At 28.6% G+C, this 19114-nt stretch carries 16 protein-coding genes; 6 read left to right on the top strand and 10 right to left on the bottom strand.

Annotated features, from left to right (window positions below; translation table 11 throughout):
- Positions 1 to 105: 105 nt before the first annotated feature.
- Together acpP and JG780_RS06690 are read left to right on the top strand one after the other, a co-directional pair.
- On the top strand, positions 106 to 360 hold the full coding sequence (gene acpP, locus JG780_RS06695) for an acyl carrier protein (protein WP_126993531.1): 255 nt from the start codon (positions 106 to 108) through the stop codon (positions 358 to 360).
- 8 nt (positions 361 to 368) lie between these two features.
- Positions 369 to 1250, top strand: coding sequence for a damage-control phosphatase ARMT1 family protein (locus tag JG780_RS06690; RefSeq protein ID WP_287569696.1), 882 nt, complete (start codon positions 369 to 371; stop codon positions 1248 to 1250).
- Here the strand turns inward: JG780_RS06690 and JG780_RS06685 are convergent.
- Genes JG780_RS06685 through JG780_RS06640 form a run of 10 tightly spaced genes read right to left on the bottom strand, consistent with a single transcriptional unit; the run spans position 1219 to position 14545 of the window.
- Positions 1219 to 2007, bottom strand: coding sequence for a type I phosphomannose isomerase catalytic subunit (locus JG780_RS06685; RefSeq protein ID WP_004102859.1), 789 nt, complete (start codon positions 2005 to 2007; stop codon positions 1219 to 1221). The two genes, JG780_RS06690 and JG780_RS06685, sit on opposite strands and share 32 nt — an antisense overlap.
- Complete coding sequence (locus JG780_RS06680; protein WP_012580465.1) at positions 2004 to 3374, bottom strand: flagellar assembly protein A; 1371 nt, start codon at positions 3372 to 3374, stop codon at positions 2004 to 2006. Before JG780_RS06680 ends, JG780_RS06685 begins: the two co-directional genes overlap by 4 nt.
- A gap of 28 nt (positions 3375 to 3402) precedes the next feature.
- Positions 3403 to 4671, bottom strand: coding sequence for an S-layer homology domain-containing protein (locus tag JG780_RS06675; protein ID WP_287569694.1), 1269 nt, complete (start codon positions 4669 to 4671; stop codon positions 3403 to 3405).
- The gene (locus JG780_RS06670) at positions 4672 to 6048 is read right to left on the bottom strand and encodes a PEGA domain-containing protein (RefSeq protein WP_012580463.1); all 1377 of its coding nucleotides are present in this window, start codon (positions 6046 to 6048) and stop codon (positions 4672 to 4674) included.
- 5 nt (positions 6049 to 6053) lie between these two features.
- Positions 6054 to 6476, bottom strand: a complete 423-nt coding sequence (locus tag JG780_RS06665) for a MarR family winged helix-turn-helix transcriptional regulator (RefSeq protein WP_004102855.1) — start codon at positions 6474 to 6476, stop codon at positions 6054 to 6056.
- Between the two features lie 4 nt (positions 6477 to 6480).
- The gene (locus JG780_RS06660; RefSeq protein ID WP_004102853.1) at positions 6481 to 7818 is read right to left on the bottom strand and encodes an aminopeptidase; all 1338 of its coding nucleotides are present in this window, start codon (positions 7816 to 7818) and stop codon (positions 6481 to 6483) included.
- A 12-nt stretch (positions 7819 to 7830) separates the two neighbouring features.
- Positions 7831 to 8724 (bottom strand): UDP-N-acetylmuramate dehydrogenase, encoded by an 894-nt coding sequence (gene murB, locus JG780_RS06655; RefSeq protein ID WP_004102850.1) that lies wholly within the window; start codon positions 8722 to 8724, stop codon positions 7831 to 7833.
- A complete protein-coding gene (locus tag JG780_RS06650) occupies positions 8714 to 12730 on the bottom strand; it encodes a GGDEF domain-containing protein (RefSeq protein WP_287569692.1) in 4017 nt (1338 codons plus the stop codon). Before JG780_RS06650 ends, murB begins: the two co-directional genes overlap by 11 nt.
- Positions 12731 to 12756: 26 nt before the next feature.
- Positions 12757 to 13743 (bottom strand): DHH family phosphoesterase, encoded by a 987-nt coding sequence (locus JG780_RS06645; RefSeq protein ID WP_004102845.1) that lies wholly within the window; start codon positions 13741 to 13743, stop codon positions 12757 to 12759.
- Between the two features lies 1 nt (position 13744).
- Entirely contained in the window at positions 13745 to 14545 is an 801-nt protein-coding gene (locus JG780_RS06640) for a purine-nucleoside phosphorylase (protein WP_004102843.1), read from the bottom strand.
- 59 nt (positions 14546 to 14604) lie between these two features.
- On the opposite strand from JG780_RS06640, the gene rpe reads away from it, so the two are divergent.
- The 4 genes from rpe to JG780_RS06620 all read left to right on the top strand — a co-directional run.
- Positions 14605 to 15246, top strand: a complete 642-nt coding sequence (rpe, locus tag JG780_RS06635; RefSeq protein ID WP_012580461.1) for a ribulose-phosphate 3-epimerase — start codon at positions 14605 to 14607, stop codon at positions 15244 to 15246.
- Complete coding sequence (locus tag JG780_RS06630; RefSeq protein ID WP_114702768.1) at positions 15243 to 17726, top strand: helix-hairpin-helix domain-containing protein; 2484 nt, start codon at positions 15243 to 15245, stop codon at positions 17724 to 17726. Before rpe ends, JG780_RS06630 begins: the two co-directional genes overlap by 4 nt.
- A complete protein-coding gene (locus JG780_RS06625; RefSeq protein WP_114702767.1) occupies positions 17716 to 18159 on the top strand; it encodes a hypothetical protein in 444 nt (147 codons plus the stop codon). The genes JG780_RS06630 and JG780_RS06625 overlap by 11 nt, the downstream gene beginning before the upstream one ends.
- The coding region (locus JG780_RS06620) for an RND transporter family protein (protein WP_463274144.1) at positions 18156 to 19114 on the top strand (959 nt) is incomplete at its 3' end. The genes JG780_RS06625 and JG780_RS06620, both read left to right, overlap by 4 nt.

The raw sequence follows: 19114 nt of genomic DNA, 5'->3' as shown, positions 1-19114 counted from the left end.
ACTCTTTTTAAAGATAAAAGGGAAAGAATAATATTTTCAAAAAATTAAGAAAAAACAAATTTCAGGAGGCTAATTAAAAATATTTCTTTGAAGAGGAGGGAAAGAATGGAAAGAGCAGAATTATTTAGACAAGTAAGTAAAATATTAGCCGAAAAATTGAACATTCCAATTGAAGATATTGATGAAAGTTCCAATATTATTGATGATTTGGGAGCAGATTCATTGGATGTAGTAGATTTAGTAATGATTCTCGAAGACGAATATGGAATTAGAATTGAAGACGATGAACTAGAAAATATATCTACAGTTGAAGATGTAATCAACATAATTGAATCCAAACTAAAGAATCAAGGAGAGTAAAAACAAAAATGAAAGCTATTAGTAAATGCCTTACTTGTCATGTTAACCAGGCTCAGAGAATACTTGACAAATTTGTTATTTCAGAACATGAAAAATGGAATATACTTAAAAAAGTGCTTAATGATTTATCCCAACTAAATTATAATCTAAAACCTATCGATATTGCCGAGGTAATGTATGAAAAGCTTGAAAACTATCTAAACAAAAATGACCTCTATTCTGAAGAAAAGAAAAAGTCAAACGATGCTGCTTTAACTTTATATAAAAATTTTAAAAGCAGAATCCTTGATTCGAGCGATCCACTATATGAGGCAGCAAAACTATCGGTTGCTGGCAATCTAATTGATTTTGGAGCTAAAAAAGGTTCAACCGAAGAATTATTTAAGCAGGTTATAGACATATGGAATCAACCATTTTCTATCGATGACTTTGAAGAATTTAAAAAATCACTTTTTTCATCAAAAAATCTATTATTTATTGCCGATAATGCTGGAGAATTAGTTTTCGACATGCTCTTTATTGAAATTATTAAAGAAACTCTTCATGACATTGAAATCTTTGTGGCTCTAAAAGGAAAACCTATTATAAATGATGCAACAGTTGACGATGGTAAATATATAGGTATCGAAAAATTTGCAACAATAATTGATACAAAACTTAAAACTGCAGGGGCTTCTTTGCCAAAATCTTCTGAAGAATTTAGAAGATTATTCTACGACTCAGATATTATAATAGCAAAAGGCCAAGGAAACTTCGAAGGCCTTTCTGAAGAATCAAGGAATAATCTATTTTTTGCATTAGTTTCTAAATGCGAAGTTATCTCTGACTTTATAGGTGTTGAAAAAAATTCAAAATTATTTATGAATTCAAAAAGAATTCGCCAAGAGTAATTATTATAGAATCTCTAACGAATTCTTTGGAGCCTTTTGGTATTAAAAAGGCTCCAAAATTTTTTTCGATTTTTTTAGGTACAGCTACTGCAAATCCATCTACATAACCTTCAAATAATTCTTCCATATTAAAGTATTCACATGAAATCTTTTCCATCAATAAATTTTCATATTTAGTTTTTTTTGCTACCTGTAATGCTTTTTCAATATGTAATTCTCTTTGCCTTCCCCAGTCGTAAATTCTATATGTTAAATCCGAAGATTGTTGAACTTCAATTATAGTCGAATTCGGACCTAATGCATGAATAACTCCTGCAGGAATATAAACAAATGTTCCTTTTTTAACCTTGACTTTTCGAATTACCTTTTCCCAATTTCCACTTTTTAAAGCTTGAGGAATTAAGGATGGATTTTCACAAATTGCAATTTCACCATCCTTCAAAAAATACCATGCCTCACTTTTTCCCCAAGGTTCCCCCTCAACTCTTTGAGCATATTCATCATCAGGATGGACTTGTAAAGAAAGCCAAGCATTTGTTGATATTAACTTTATTAGTAATGGGAATCTTTTAAATTCTTTTCCACATAACTCGTTTGATGCTTCATTAACAGTTTTTCCATTAATATTCGTGGTATAAAGTGGGTGACCAGAAAGTAGCCAAACTTCACCTATTGGATTACCTTTTATTCCAAACGTTTTATTTAAATTGAAGTCTCCCCATACCTGCTCTCTGAACTTTGGCTCAATTTTTATCATTCTTTATACCCTCCAACAATAATGTTATCATTCTCAATTCTCAATACCGCCTTATTTAATGGTTTATTTATATAATACTTAAGCCCTTGCAACATAATTTCAACTCCAGGATAAATAATTTTTCGAGCTACAACTTTAGCATCAACTTTAATCTTATTTATCATTTCCTCAATTTCATCCAATCTTTTTTTATTTTTTTCAAGTTGTTCTTTTATATTAAGAAGAGTTGTCGTTGCTTTAACAAACAATTGTTTCTTATCATTAGGTATATCAACTTTCTTCTCTTTTAATAGTTTATATTGTTTAACTATCTTCATTAATTTCTCAGCATTCTGCTTATCAAGCATTATTTGCGTATGAAGAAGTTTTCTCTCTTCAAGTAAATGTGGTGGAATACCAACTTCAAGACGTGTAGGAATTCCTATCTCCGAACCAATTTCTTCAGCCTCAATTTTTACTCCTGCTATATATTCTCCCCCGACAATAACCCCTCTTCCATTCTCTGAAATAATACTTTCAGAAACTTTTACGTTACAATTATTCAAAAGATCTTTGAAAATCAAATTTTTTGCTTCCAAATTTGCATTTTCGGCAAATCTTACATTCAAATCTTCAGAACATTTTACTATTCCTTTATCTCTTCCTTTAATTCCACTAACAATTATATTACCCTCTAACGATATTACAGTTGCTGCTTCAATTATTCCTTCAACCTTTATATCTTTCTTTGCCCTTACTACAAACCCTGGCTTCACATCACCTGTAATGACCACTTCACCTGGAAAATCAATATTGCCTATCGAATAATCTACATCCCCTTTTATCTCTAAAACTTCACCTACATCAATAAAGTTTTCATTTAGATCAACTATCAATATTCCATCAACTTTCGAGTATATACTGTTATCCTTTAACTCAACGTTGTTTCCCAACTTTATATCTACTTTATTTCCAACTTTTCCAGCTATTTTTTCACCAAATACGTTTATTCCATCTTCTCCTTCTGTTGGCTCATAAACTGTAGCAATTTTTTGCCCCTTTCTTACTATTATCCTTTTGTGAGTAGGGAATTCTCTAAAATCGATATTCTTTTTATCACTTTCCTTTTCTTTTTCAAAATTTACAAACTCAATGCGACCATCTTCACCATTTTTTGGTTCTTTACCCACAGCAACTTGCAATGGTACAAAAAATTCAGGATTTTGGCAAATTCTATTTATTACATCATAATCTATACCAAATTTAACCCCTGCTTCATTCAAAGCATCGACTATTTCTTTCGGGGTAACTTTATCATCATCACCTGCTTTTTCGAGTATTATACTTGCACTCATTTTATTTTCCGGGACTTTAACTTTTATTATCATACTATCCCCCTTAATTTCTTTACTTTTATTATTTAGTAATTGTCAATATGAATGAAATTACTGATATTGCCGCTGAAACAATTGAAACAATTAAAATGGTTCTCATATTATTGTTAGTTTCCACTAATTTATCACTCATAATGTCAAGTGCTTTTTTTGAATCTTCTTTATACTTATTTAACTCTTCAACATCATTAGAAATTTTTTCTAAATTATCTAACATAATCTTCTTGTTTTCAATATCTGAAATTTTTGCATTTAATTCTTCTATCTTTTGATTCAAAAGTTCAATTTTTCCAACACTATTTTCCAAGTATTGTACTCTACTATCAATTTGCTGGTATCTATTCTCCAAAATTGAAAATTTATTTACAACATTTCTGACCGTTAATATATCAATCCCTTCTAGCCTTTTTCTTAAAGAATCTAAATCCATCGAGAATGCATTTAGATCTGTCAAAATTGAATACATTTGATTAACCTTATCTTCCAATTCACTCAAGTTTTCTAATTTATCAATGTCAGAAGCTTTTATATTTGATAGTTTAGTATAAAGTTCTTCTATTGAAGAAACTTTATTAGAAAGCCGAGCTACTGTAACATTGAGGTTTGTAACATTTGTTGGAATATTAGAAAGTTGTTTTTCAATATCAGAAAACTTCGCAATATTCTTTGCCTGTTCTTCCAAAAAGTTTGTTTTCAAGTCTTCAAGTTGATTACTCACAATATTTATTTTCTTTTCAATTTCTGAAATTTTCTCAATATCATTTATCTTTTCCTCAAATTTCTTTGTCTGAGAATTGTAAACCTGAGAAATCAAAGTAATTTGTGCTTTAAGAGAATCAAAATCTTCTCTTTTTACATAATTTTTTTCAATATTTGCAAAAAGTGTTTCCGATGACTGAGTTAAAAATGCATCAAAAGCTTCAATCTTTTGCGTTAATTCTTCTTGCTTTGTTTCAAGATTTACCAACCTTTTATCAATCCCACTAACTAAACCTTTTGCAATTTTTATTTCGTCACTAATGTTAGCAAGAGATTTTTCAATGTCTGAAATCTTTGAAAGGTTATATTTTTGAATTACAGTATATATAACTTTTGCAATATCTAATCTAGTTATTAAAAGAGATGGTTTAAAATTACCATTTACATCTAAATCCATTATTTGGTTTTCAACCAAAAATTTTACTGCTGAATATTCAGGAACAATCGGAGAAAGATCTGTTATAACTGTCTCAACTGCAAATATAATCATCATTAAAAACATTATTAGAAAAATACTTAGCACTTTTCTCATCTAATCCCCTCCATATATTTCATTTAAAATCCCTTGTTTTATTTCAACATTTTTTTCATATATTGTAATTCCATTTTTTAAAAATTCCATCCTATATCCACCTTCAGGAAGTGACAACAAATATATTGGAGTTCGTCCTATAAATTTCCCATTAATTTTTACATCAAAAACCTGCTTTGAGTAAATATTTACAGCACAACTTTTAGGATCATCCAATATTTTATTTTCTTTCACAATAACCGATTCTTCTTTCCCATTAGAGACTACTTTCACAGTATCATCGTAATTTACATTCAATATCACCGGAGAATTATATCTTACACCTTTATACTCAATATATCCATCTTTAGTAAATATTACGCTAAAACTTTTTGGAATTTCTTCAATTGAACCATCAGTAAAACCAAACCATTCCTTATTGTCACCAACTACTTTTGTAAAATACAATCTTTTAGGAACTAGGTTATCTTTTGAAATATAACCATCAAAAAAAACAGTTAAAGAATTATTAACTGAGGAAATTAAATTTTTACTTAAATTATACATAAAAGTATTACTAGAAGTTGTAACATTAATTTTTTCCTTTAATGTCTTAAATCCATCACTTTCTATTTTTATATCGTATATCCCAGGAATAACCTTAAAAATTGCAGGAGAAGTCTTTGAAATATTATTCAAAATCACATTCGCATTCTCAGGATAACCATAAACATACAAATTCACATAAACAGTTTCATCGACATTATACTCATATTCTTCAACTGCCGGAACTTCTATTTCTTGAACAGTTTTAATATAATCTTTTCCATATAATTTTAGTACATGCTTTCCAGGTAGCACTTCAACTGTAGTAGGTAATTTTATATATTTTCCATCAATAGTTGCTTCAATTACATCATTAGATATCAATTTTAATTTTACATTTTTAGTTAAAGTTACATGAATTTTTTTTATCTGGGATGGCAAAAGCGTTATTTTAAATTTTTTTGAAATATAGCCTTCTTTTTCAAATGTCAAAAGAAGCTCCCCAGAACTTACTTCAAACACATCTGGAGAAGTTCCTAAAAAATTACCATTCACAATAACATCTACATTTTCAGGGTCAGACGTAACTTCGATATATGAAGGAAGGGAAAGTTTTACTTTCAATATCGTATCAGTTGAGACTAATGTTTCATAAGGTGCATAACCAGGTTTAACTATTTTCAAGGTACCTGGATAATCAAGATTTTCAAGTTCTAAAACACCATCTAATGGTACAACATCTATCAAGGCTCCATTCCAATACACCATTGCACTAGGCTCAGTTATAATAGTTAAATTTGCAAATAAAAACATTGAAACAAAAAACATCACAAAAACTGCAAATTTTTTCATACTTATCACCTATATTTCTTTAGTGATTCATTAAATAAACTTAAGAGTTCTTTTAATTTTTCTTTAGATGATTCATCAAAATCTTTTAAAGCTTCTTCAACAAACTCTATCCTCTTTAATATTACTTTATCAATTACTTCTTCTCCTTTTTTTGTTAACTTTACAGTAATTACTCTTTTATCTTTTTCCCTTCTTTTTCTCTCAACAAATCCATCAATTTCAAGCCTACTAACAAGACCCGTTGTTGTACTTTTTGCAATTCCAAGAATTTTACTCAAATCGGTCATTGTCTGTTCACCATTAAAATACAATTTTTGCATTAAATCAAACTGAGCAGGCGTAATTGGGAATTCTTTTAAAACTTCCCTTCCTTTTACCTTTACTCTAAAGCATATTTCTCTTAAAAGGCTTTCAATGCTTGTTGACACAATATCACCTCTTTGAGATTAACTCTTTATATGCTAAATATGTTTCATATAAATCAACCTTTGAAACCAATTCGTATGGAGAATGCATACTCAAAAGACCAGGTCCCATATCAATAACATTAAATCCTTCTTCAGCTAAAAATTTTGCAACTGTTCCGCCACCACCAATTCCTATCTTTCCAAGAGTTCCAACTTGCCATTTTATATCTGCAGAATTTAAAACTTTCCTTACATGAGCTACAACTTCAGCATGTGCTTCGCTAGCACCTGCTTTTCCTCTAGAACCAGTATATTTTACAAGTACAATTCCTTCTCCGACTTTTGCAGCATTATATTTATCATGAACATCTTTATAAGTTGGATTTATTAAAGCTCCAACATCAGCTGATACTACAAAAGAATTTTCTATTAATTCATCTAGGGATGATTCTGTATCATTAGAACCATTTATTTTTAAAATTTTTCTAAAAAATTTCTTATAAAATCTAGCTTTTGCACCTGCATTTCCTTCACTTCCAATTTCTTCCCTATCAAATAATATGACAGCAGCTGATTTTTCCAAATTTTCTGCATCTATCAATGCTCTAATTGCTTGATAAGCGCAAATTCTATCATCATGGCCATAAGCTGCTATCAAGCTTTTATCAAATCCAACTTCTCTTGATTTAAATGCAGGAACTAGCTCAATATCAGCACTCACAAAGTCTTCTTCCTCAATATTATACAAATCTTTCAAAATTTTTAAAACATTCTTTTTTACCGCCTCTTTTTCTTCACCATCTAATGGGATAGAACCAACTATAAGGTTCATCTTCTCACCTTGAAATTTTTCGCTAATTTTTTCATCTTTTCTATCAAGATGTGGCAACAAATCAGCTATTACAAAAACCGGATCATTTTCTTCAAAACCAATTTTTATATTCAATTTTGTTCCATCATCTTTGTATACAACTCCAACAAGTGCTAGCGGTATATTTAACCATTGATAAAGTCTTACTCCTCCATAATAATGAGTTTTCATAAGCGCAAAACCCTCATCTTCGTACAAAGGATTAGGTTTTAAGTCAATCCTTGGTGCATCAATGTGAGCAGCGATTATATTAAATCCATCCTCTGGCTTGTTTATAATTCTTGCAGCAACTAACGACTTATTTGCATTCGTATAAAAAACCTTTTCTTCTTTTCCTGTATATTTATCTAATGGTATAAAACCATTTTCAATAAGAAGATTTTCAAAAAAATCAACAGCTAGCCTTTCACTGACTGCTTCATCAATAAATTTTCTATAATCTTTACTAAATTTTTCAACTTCTTCTAAATTACGTTTCTTCCATAAGCTCATCCAAATCCCTCCTCACCAAATTTCTATTTCTGTTTCTAAATTGATTTTATAATTTTCATAAATTTTTTCTTTTATGTATTTGATTAAATTTACGACATCATCATATGTAGCATTATTGTAATTAATAATAAATCCTGCATGTTTTTCCGAAACTTTTGCACCACCAATCTTAAAACCTTTCAAACCAGCTTTTTCAATTGCACTACCAACATAAAAATCTTTTCTAGGCCTTTTAAAAACACTTCCTGCACTCGGGAATTCTAATGGTTGCTTTTCAACCCTTTTTAAAATTATCTCACGCATTTTTTCCAATATTAAATCAGGTTCATCATTAAACTTTTTAAAAGCTACTCTTAAAATAATTAAATCTTTTTCTTCTCTAAATAAACTATTCCTATAAGAAAATTTTAATTCATTAACATTAAAACGAACTATTTTATTTCCATCATAAGCTTCTACGTATAATACCAAATCGGCAATCTCACTTCCATAAGCACCTGCATTCATATAAACAGCTCCACCAACGCTGCCAGGAATACCATATAAATTCTCAAAACCGGCAATCCCATTTTTTGCAGTTATATTACACAAACTCTTAAGATTCAATCCACTTTCACAAATAATTTTATCTTCTAAAATTTCAATTTTATTTAATCTATTTGTTGATAATATAAAAAAATCCATTTTTGAATCTTTAGGCAAAACATTAGTTCCATTTCCTAAAACTTTAACTTCTCTAATTTCCTTTAAAAATGAAAAAGTTTTAATAAATATTTCTATGGAAGGTGAAACCACAAAAGCACTTACAGGGCCTCCAATTCGAAAACTTACATGGCATTTCATTGGTTCATCAATATAAACATCATTACCAAATTTTAAAATTTCTTCAATAATCTTATCTCTCATTAAACATTACCACCTTATTCCTTCCAGTTTCTTTAGCTTTATACAATGCATCATCAGCATGATGTATTAACTCGTCAGGGCTGTTAACCTTAGTCTCTGGATAACTTGCTATACCAAAACTCATTGTTACTTTAAAAGGAAATTCATCTAACTTTTCTATTTTTTTTCTTATTCTTTCAGCAATCTCATACGCTTGTTTTGAAGAAGAATAAGGTAAAAATATTATAAATTCCTCTCCTCCATATCTTCCAATAACATCTGTCAGCCTTACATTTCTTCTCAAAATTTGAGCAATTTTTTTCAAAACTTCATCACCTATCAAATGACCATACGTATCATTTATCTTTTTAAAATGATCTAAGTCACACATAACTACTGAAAGTTTTTCATTAAACTTAATCGCTCTTCTAAACATCTGTGATAATTTTTCAATAAAATAATACCTTGTATATAATTTTGTAAGAGGATCAAGGAAACTTCTTAACTTTAAAATTGAAGATTTTAATGAAGTTACAAAACCGTATTCAATAATTTCAAGAAAATCTAGAATGTTATATAAATTTTCTTGTGTAACAGACAACAATGGATTTGAAACATAAATCTCATAATGTAAGTATTTATCAACTCTATCAGAAATCTTTATCTTTAAAGGATCTGAGAAAATCCCATCTTCTTGTAAGATATCATCTGTATTTGAAAATTTGTATTTCTTTTCAATTTGTCTATCCTCAACAAAAATATAAACATCAGTAACTGGTAAGTACTGAACTATTTTCCCTGCAAAATAATTTAATAGATTTTGTGGATCTTCTATTTCTTCAATTGCTTTTAATTCTTCTAAAAGATTAATTGAAAGATTTGCTTTTTCAAAGTAACCCTTCAAACTCTTAGAAATATTTTCGGAATCTATAAATTTAGAAATATTTAAAGATTTTTCAAAAAATGGTTTCAAAAAATCATTTTTCTTTTCAATAATTTTTAAATAATTTTTTAACCCCATTTCTTTGTATAAAGAGTAAACTTTTGACATATATATTTGATGCTTATAACTTTTACCAATTACCTTATAATATTTTGCATATCCTTCATACAACAACGCAAGAGAAAGTTTTAACCCTTGACTTGAATATTCTCTTTCCAAAAAATTTAGCTGCTCGAAAAAACCATCCGGATCAACTTCGGCAATTTTGTCACCTAATAATGCATAAATTTCCTCGCGCCACAGGAAAATCTCAGAATCCCTATACTCTTTCCAAACCATTTCAAATTCATCTAAACTTTTCGCAAAAGCAAGCTTTAAAAAGTAATCAAATCCATATTGTCTAAAAACACTTTTATCTTTTACATTTTCATAAATCTTTTTTGCTTCTGTAAATCTTTCAGAAAACAAATAAAGCATTATTAATGTTCTAAGGTACCTTCCCTTTGTACTAACAGTATCAAGTATCCTTTTAAAATTTTGAAGATCATTATATCCTTCTTCAAATTCCCTATTATAAATATGATACAAAACTTCGAGGCTGTAAGTTGAAGCAAGTTCTGGTTTCAAATTTCTAAGTTTAGCTATTTTTCTAACTTTATTTAATTCTATAAAAAATTTATCAATTTGTCCCATATATAACATTATTCTTATTTTATCCAATGTCGACAAAATAGCAATGTTTGAAAGTCCTGCTTTTTCAGCGTATTGAATTGATTTATCCAATAAATTATCCGCAATTATCATATTTGATGTATTAAACGATAGATCTTTATAAACAATCGAAAGAAGATGATATATTTTATTTTTCTTAGCAATATTTTTAGCCTTTTCAAAGTAAAAGTCTGACAGTAATCTATTTCTTTGCGAATAAAAATTTCCAAGCAGGAGTAAAGCTCCAATTTTTAAGCTACAAACAAAGGAAGTAGTACATGGAAGATCAGAAATTTTCTGCAATACTTCTAAATCTATTTTCTCATATTCTTCAAGAACGTACAGAGTTTGATAGTATGACAGCTTTCTCCTATAACTTCCTATAAGACCATAACCTTTCAACCTTTCTTTATCTTCTTCAAAGTATTTTTTTAAAGCATCATATTGAAAATTTATCTGCATTTTCAAAATTTTTAAATATTCAAAAATATTTTCATCAGGTATTTCAAAATCTACCTCTTTAAATACCCTTCTATAAACTTCAAGTTTAAATCTAAGTAAAGTGTATAAAATCTTATCCTTTGGGATCAATTTTTCTGTTTCACTTATAAGATAAAGTAACAGATTAGGCGAATAATATTCTTCTAATCCTCTTCGAATAGATTTTATATAATAAATAATAGCTTTACTTTCTTGATTCAACATTTTATAATGCCAAGCAATTTTCTGATAAACACCAAAAAACGTTATTTTTGAATATTTTTCAATTAACTTTTTATGCAAATGTTCCTTATCCTCTATTTTCTCATAGAACTTTTCCCAATATTGTCTTAAAGTAAATCTCCAGACATTATATTCTCTGTATAAAATTCCTTTTCCTTCAAGTATTTTAACTAAATTTTGAAAAGAAATACCGCATACTTTTTCAAGCAATTCTAACTCTTCATCGGTAAATTTTTGGCCTAAAATTGCAATATTTTTAGCTTTTAAAAATAAATCTTCATCTAAATTTTGACTAATATCATATACTTGTTCAATATTAGTATGAGATAATCTATCAAAGTCGCATTCCCAAACTCTTTTTTCAATATTTTTTACTAATATCCTTTTTTCCACTAACAATTTGAGCACTTCAACTAATATTCCTGGATATCCAGAACTAATCTTAAACAAAAAATCAGTTAAAATATCTATACCATTTATTTTAACAAAGGATTTTTTAAGAATTTTTTTTATATCATCTTTTGAAAATTTATTTACATCAATAATAAACTCAAATTCATCAAATACCTCAGTAGAAAACGCTATAATCTGGTGTTTATTAACAAAATTAAGCGATATAAGTTCTTTCAAAAACGCTTTAAAATTATCAAATTTTTCCTGGTAATCATCAACTAAAATAAACAAATCTCCTATACTATCCATAACTTCTCCAACAAGAGGAACAATAACATCTATTTTTCCACCATTTTTTATCATGTTAAAAAGCTCTTCAAGAACCTCATCTGCTACTTTCCCTGCAGCAACTTGTAGTAATTGATTAACCAATTGAGTAATACTAGTCGGCCTTAAAACTATCTTTCCTTCCATTTGAAGTCTATCTTGCAACATATTTAAAAGTGTAGTTTTTCCTAATCTTTGATCTCCAACAACTCCAATAAATTTATAACTCTTTTCATTTACTAGCTCCAGTATTTTATACAATTCAGGTCTTTCAATTATTGGTATAACAAATTCGTCATTTACAAAAGTCTGATAGAGAGATGGTGCAACAAAATGTATTGTTCTCTCATTTAATTCTTCCTTTACCATATTTGGAATAATTGACCTAAAAAATTCGTTTTCCAAATCTAAACCTTCTAGAGCTTTACCAAATACATACACTACTGATCTATCGCTAAATTTAAATTCTTTTTCAAACTCTGGTGCTACAAATGTTCTAAAGTTTTTTGGGGGAACAATATTTTTACTCAACCAAATAGGAGGTTGAATAATTACATCATTTTCGTTCAATAATATATCATCATATGAAAAAACAGGAAAAGAAAGATTTGGAATATGAAAAACTTGTTGAGCAATATTCAACATTTTGTAAGCAATTAGATCTTTTGAATCTACGGAAAGTTTCTCAATATTTATTTCATTTTCTCCATAATAAGGAAATACCACTGTATAAAAATCTTCTTCCACAAAAAATCTCTCAGGCTTTAAAAACTCATCTACATAAGAAATTAAGTTCAAAAATATTGAAAAATCTCTAAAGTTACTAACTATTTCTTTGTTTATCTTTTTAATCCTTTTTAATTTACCATCTTCTTCAATTAAAAACTCGTCTCCATTATAAGTTTTTCTAAAAAACTTTACGATTTTCATATGTTCCCCCCTAGGATTTCAAAAACTCATGGCTTTTGATTTTTAATTTCAGATATAGTCAGTTTTACAACCTCATCCACAATATCCTCTATTTTTCCTTTAACTGAAGCTCCAGCAGCCCTAGGATGACCCCCTCCACCAATTAACAGCGCAACTTTACTTACATCAAACCATTCTTTCGATCTAAAACTGATATGGATTTCACCTTCAGTATACTCATAAAAAAATATTGCAACTTCAACACCTTTTATTGAACGTATCTCGCTTACAAACCCCCCACTATCTTCATCTGTACAATTTAACTCTTCATAATCTTCTTTACTTAAATAAGAATAAGCTAAAAGTCCATCAGACTCTATTTTGAGTTTTTCTATCATTCTTGATAGAAGCTTAAATTGTTCCAATCTTTTATTTTCTAAAACCATTCTAGCAATCACATCTGGCTTTGCGCCAAGAGAAATTAGAGCTGCCGCATCCTTAAAAACTCTTTCATCAGCATTAGAATACCTAAAAAAGCCTGTATCTGTCTCAATTCCAAGTAAATTTATTAAAGCAAGTCTTTCATCATACTCTACTTCTAATTCTCTGTTTATTCTTAATATCATTTGAGCTGTAGCACCAAACGTTGGATCGACCCAATTAATATTTCCAAACAATGTATTAGTTGCATGATGATCTATTACTAAAACATTATAATCATTCAAATATTGTGAAAAACGCCCAACTCTGTCTGGACTTGACGCATCTACTATTGCAATAATATCCGGTGCAAAATTTTTTATATCTATCTCTTCAAAAGATTTTATAAGCAAAACTTCGTCTATTTCACCAAGGTAAGATGGTATCTTCCAATCAATAGCTGGAATAACTTCTTTACCAAGCTTTTTCAAACCAAGCGTTAAAGACAATACTGAACTTATATCATCACCATCAGGCATAATATGTCCTAAAACCAAAACTTTATTAGCTTGTTTCAAATTTGCAACTATATTTAAAAAATTATTTGCTACCAAATCAGAGCACCTCCAAAGTTTTTAATATAATTTTTGAAAATGTATCTTTCACCCTATTTGCAACTTCAACAACCTCTTTATGTGATAATGGGGTATCTAAAATTCCAGCAGCCATATTAGTTACACATGAAAAAGACAATGTTTTAATACCACAATGCTTTGCGGCGATTATCTCAGGAACAGTTGACATCCCAACTAAATCCGCACCCAATCTTTTAAATGCTCTAATTTCAGCAGGAGTTTCATAGCTTGGTCCCAAAACTGCCATATAGACACCTTCTTTTAAGTTAGGAAACTCTTTCTTAACTTTTTCATACCATTCAAAATCAACTACACTGGACATATCAGGAAATCTTGGCCCAAAATATTCATCATTCGAGCCTCTTAAAGGATTTCTAAATTGAAAATTGATTATATCTTTTATTAATACAACATCTCCAGGCTCAAAATCTCTATTTATTCCACCTGCTGCATTTGTAATAAGTAATCTCTCAACACCTAATTCTCTTAATGTATAAATTACAAACTTTATTGTCTCAGGATTCCAACCCTCATATAAATGGAATCTTCCTTTTAAAACTACAACATTTTTACCTGACAAATTGCCAAACACCAATTTTCCTTCATGCCCAGGAACGGTAGAATATGGAAAATTAGGAATATCTTTATACGATATTTCTGTTGAATTTTCAATTTTCTCAGCTAAAAAACCTAATCCCGAACCCAATATTAATCCAATATCAGGTAAAATTTTTATTTGATTTTTTATAAAATCAACAGTTTCTTTTATTTTTTCATTCATTTTTTGCACCTCCTTTGTTATAATAATTATAGCATAAAATTTTTTGAGGAGGAAAAAGAATGGTTAAGTTAAGTGGTTCAATACTTGCTGCAAACTTATCAAATCTTGAAAGTGAAATTAAAAGAGTAGAAAAATTCATTGACGAAATTCACTTTGACACTATGGATGGGCATTTTGTTCCTAACTTAACATTTGGCTATCCCTTAATAGAAGCTGTTAAAAACTGCACCAACCTGCCTATAGATGTGCATCTTATGGTAACAAATCCTGAGTTTCATGTTGAGAAACTAAAAGAGTTTGATATTCAAAGAATTACTGTTCATTTAGAAACTACATATCATATACACAGATTGATATCAAGAATTAAAGAATACGGTTTTGAAGCATTTGTTGCATTAAACCCAGGCACACCTTTATACTTAATTGAAGAAATTATACCTTTTTTAGACGGCGTGCTAGTAATGAGTGTAAATCCAGGATTTTCAGGTCAAAAATTTATTGCAAAGTCAATTGAAAAAATAAAAACACTAAAAAATTGGAAAGAAAAATATGGCTTAAACTTTTCAATCGCAGTTGACGGTGGGATTAATGAAACCAACGCTGATGTTGTTTCTTCAGCTGGTGCAGACATACTCGTAATGGGATATGGTATTTTTAAAAATAACAATCTAGAACAGTTCAGTAAACTTTTGAAGAAATGATTACTGCAATAGTTAGTCCATATTCATTTTCAGGATCAATTTTAAAAATTGAAGACGCAGTTAAATATGCAAGCATTAATGGAGCAAGATGCTTGATTCTTTGTGATACTAATTTTCATGCTACTGTTAAATTTATTGACATATGTAAAAGTTATGGTATCAAACCTATTATTTCATTTAAACATAATAATAAAGTATTTTATGCAAAAAATACATATGAATTATACGAACTATTTGAAGCATATAACAAAAATGATTTTTCAAAAATAAGCTTAAATTACATCCCTTTAGATGAAATATATTTTGCTTATTATCTTCCAGGTCAAAGGTATTTATACGAGATTTTTTCAAAATTTTTAGGTTGTAATCCTGTAGAAAAAGGAGTTTTAAAAAAGATTTACTGCGACCTACAAGTATCAGATTATAACATAAAATCAGATCAAGTACTTCCGAAGGCAAACAAAAATTTTCTTGAATTTAAAAATGTTAAGAATCCCATCTACAAAAAAAGAATAGAAAAAGAAGTGTCAATAATAAAAGAAAAAAATTTTGTTGATTACTTTTTTACAGTTTATAAAATCGTTAAAATAGCGAAAAAGAATAACATAAAGATTGGACCTGGACGTGGAAGTGCCGTTGGTTCATTAGTTTCATACTTTCTTGGAATAACAAGCGTAGACCCCATTAAATACGATCTACTGTTTGAAAGGTTTTTGAATAAAGGAAGAAATGAACCACCTGATATTGATTTAGATGTAGAAGATACAAAAAGAAAGTTATTAATTGAAAAGATTAGGGAAGAATTTAAATATGTATATTACATTACAACATTTTCAAGTATTGGAGAAAAAACTTTAAAAAAAATTGCTTATGAAAATAAAATATCTTCAGACAAAATTAAATATCTTTTAAATCTTCCAATACATAAAAGTGTTCATGCTGCTGGAATAATCATCTCCAAAGAAAAGATTAATGTTCCAATAAAAGATCAAACAATAGAATGGGATATGGAATCACTTCATAAAATTGGATATATTAAATTTGATCTACTTGGTTTGAAAACTCTTACTATTTTATCAGAACTTGAGAAAAAATTTGGAGTTCCAAGGTTGAATGATCAAAAAACGTTCCATTTAATCTCAAAAGGTTTTACAAATGGTATATTTCAACTTGACAGTAATTTAGGAAAAAAAGTTATTAGAACCATAAAACCTAGAAATATAAAAGAATTATCTATAGCTTTATCATTAAACAGACCTGGTCCTTTAAAGGCTGGAATAGATAAAAAATATGCTAATTCAAAAATTGAAAATAGTTCACAGAAATTAGATGTTCTCAAAGATACTAATGGAGTATTAATATTTCAAGAACAAATAATGAAAATTGCCACTGAATATGCAAATTTCACAGAAGAAGAAGCGGATGTTTTTAGAAAGGCGGTTTCCAAAAAAGACAAGCAAATTATGAAACCTCTTTTAAAAAAATTAAAAGATGGACTTTTGAAAAAACTTAATCCAAATATTGTAAATGAATTGATAGAGACAATAATAGAATTTTCAGAATATGCTTTTAACAAATCTCATGCAATTGCTTATGCTCATATCACATACTACCTATCATATTTTAAAACTCATTTTCCAAAACAGTTTTACAAAACAATTTTAAAATATGATTCTTCAAAATCTGAAAAAATAATCTTAGAGCTTCATGCAAGAGGATTTAAAGTTATTCCACCAAACCTTACTCAAAACGAATTGGAAAATTTAGAAAATAATATTTTCGAAATTCCTATAACCTTAATTTCTGGAATTAATGAAAAAACTGGGTTGCAAATCATCAAAAACAAACCTTACAATTCATTACAAAATTTCTTGCAAAAAAATCCAAACATCAATTATTCTATTATAGAATCGCTTATAAAAATTGGAAGCTTTGATTACCTATCAGATAGCAGAAGAGCACTTCTTGTTCAGTTAAAAGAATTAAGAACCGGAATTAATACAAAAATGTTAGAAATATCTAGTTCACTCTTTGGAAAAAAGTTTTCCAACGAATACAAAATAGAAAAAAGCTGGGAACGATGCGACATGGAATATACAACTGTAGGATTTTGCATTTCAAAACCTGTAGAAAAGGTCGAAAACAAATTATCCCCTCTTTCTTTAGCATTATCTCGAAGCCAAAAAATTGCATCCCATGTTTCAGTAATTGGTGGATATGCAACAGATGGAATTTCTACTATAAAATTAAACGTACCTGATGGTGAATATACGATTATACCAGAGAAAGATTTTTTAATCTTTCAAGGTCAAAGAAAAATTTTGTACGAAATTGAAAAACTAAATGCTAAAGAAGATATTGAAAAGGGAAATGAATTTGAATATGTTTCACTTAAAGAAAAAAGAATAAAAATAAAAAATGCAAGACCTGTTTTAGATGAATATACAATCTTCGTAGAAGGTGAAAAAAATGTTTATTAACGAAAAAATTTGTAAAAAATGTGGTGGTAAATGTTGTAAAAGCTATCCAGGAATTGCTCTCCCTAAAGATTTTGGAAATAGCAAAGAAGAAATATTACAAAAACTCACCCAAGCCCTAAAATCAGGAAAATGGGCAATTGATTGGAATGACAGAAAAAAAGAAGAATATTTTGTAAGGCCTGCTGTTAAAGGAAAAGAAAACTTTATCTTTGATCATTCAATTTCTGGAGAATGTGCTTTTTTAACAAAATCAGGTTGTAAACTTAATATTAATGAACGACCAAGTGGTTGCCTTCTTTTAGAGCCAAAATCTAATGAAAAATGTATACAACATCTTTCAAAAAGACAGGCCATAGAAGAATGGAGTAAATATAAAGACATTATAATTGAAGCCGCAATAAATGCAGAAGAAATTGAGGGGGATTTAATATGAAAAAATTTATAATTTTTTTAGTATTTTTTGTTATATCTCTTGTAATAATTTTTATAAAGGGCTCAATATACACTGGTCCTGATGTATTTTTGCCAGGATTTAAGTATGGAAAATCATTAAATGAAATTGACAATGAAAGTGTGAAAAATTTTGCAAAGCTCTCAAAAGACTTTAACGATGGCAATTCACTATTTGTCATTATTTATTCAGATAATGGATTCTTCAATAAAGAAAACACAAAAAAACTTTTAAATCTAACGAGTGAATTATTAAATGAACCTTACATATCTACAATTATATCTCCTGCAAATTTCCCAAAAATTGTTGGTTTTTCTATAACTACCTACATAAAAGATAATGTTCTACAAAAAGAAATTTTAAATGACAAAAATGCAGCTAACTTAATAAGTAAAGATGGAAAATACTCAATTATAAACCTTACCTTTAAACAAAATGTAGATGCAAGAAAATACATTGCTAAAATTGAAAAACATGTAAAAAAATTTTTTGAAAATTATTATCTTTTTGGTGAACCAGTAATTGATAGCGAGCTTTTTAAAGAATTGTTAAAACAAATGTATATTTATCCAGTTATCATGCTACTACTAATTTTGTTCTTTTTCTATTTTCAAACAAAATCACCTAAAGTTGCGTTTTTTTCAGTCTTTACACCCATAGTTTCTTCTATTTTTACAGTTTCTATTTTATTTTTATTTAACAGACCATTAAACACATTAACAGTTATGATATTTTCGTTTTTATTAATTATTGGTTCGGGATACGGTCTTCATTATTATAATGCTTACTTTAGAATAAAAGATTTTGAAAAAACTAAAAAACATATACAAATTCCTATTATTTTTTCAATGCTAACAACTGTTGCAGGATTTTTGTCATTTTTATTTGTAAATATAGAATCATTTAAGGAGCTAGGATTATTAGTATCTATAGGTCT

The sequence above is a fragment of the Thermosipho sp. (in: thermotogales) genome (assembly GCF_020054775.1).
In the GTDB taxonomy this organism is placed as follows: domain Bacteria; phylum Thermotogota; class Thermotogae; order Thermotogales; family Fervidobacteriaceae; genus Thermosipho; species Thermosipho africanus.
Note: the sequence above shows the minus strand (reverse complement) of the source record. Positions and strands in the feature narration are given on the sequence as shown.

Excerpts from the sequence above, each read along its gene's own strand:
- acpP (WP_126993531.1), top strand. The coding sequence starts at position 106 with ATGGAAAGAGCAGAATTATTTAGACAAGTAAGTAAAATATTAGCCGAA.
- JG780_RS06690 (WP_287569696.1), top strand. The coding sequence starts at position 369 with ATGAAAGCTATTAGTAAATGCCTTACTTGTCATGTTAACCAGGCTCAG.
- JG780_RS06685 (WP_004102859.1), bottom strand. The coding sequence starts at position 2,007 with ATGATAAAAATTGAGCCAAAGTTCAGAGAGCAGGTATGGGGAGACTTC.
- JG780_RS06680 (WP_012580465.1), bottom strand. The coding sequence starts at position 3,374 with ATGATAATAAAAGTTAAAGTCCCGGAAAATAAAATGAGTGCAAGTATA.
- JG780_RS06675 (WP_287569694.1), bottom strand. The coding sequence starts at position 4,671 with ATGAGAAAAGTGCTAAGTATTTTTCTAATAATGTTTTTAATGATGATT.
- JG780_RS06670 (WP_012580463.1), bottom strand. The coding sequence starts at position 6,048 with ATGAAAAAATTTGCAGTTTTTGTGATGTTTTTTGTTTCAATGTTTTTA.
- JG780_RS06660 (WP_004102853.1), bottom strand. The coding sequence starts at position 7,818 with ATGAGCTTATGGAAGAAACGTAATTTAGAAGAAGTTGAAAAATTTAGT.
- murB (WP_004102850.1), bottom strand. The coding sequence starts at position 8,724 with ATGAGAGATAAGATTATTGAAGAAATTTTAAAATTTGGTAATGATGTT.
- JG780_RS06650 (WP_287569692.1), bottom strand. The coding sequence starts at position 12,730 with ATGAAAATCGTAAAGTTTTTTAGAAAAACTTATAATGGAGACGAGTTT.
- JG780_RS06640 (WP_004102843.1), bottom strand. The coding sequence starts at position 14,545 with ATGAATGAAAAAATAAAAGAAACTGTTGATTTTATAAAAAATCAAATA.
- rpe (WP_012580461.1), top strand. The coding sequence starts at position 14,605 with ATGGTTAAGTTAAGTGGTTCAATACTTGCTGCAAACTTATCAAATCTT.
- JG780_RS06630 (WP_114702768.1), top strand. The coding sequence starts at position 15,243 with ATGATTACTGCAATAGTTAGTCCATATTCATTTTCAGGATCAATTTTA.
- JG780_RS06625 (WP_114702767.1), top strand. The coding sequence starts at position 17,716 with ATGTTTATTAACGAAAAAATTTGTAAAAAATGTGGTGGTAAATGTTGT.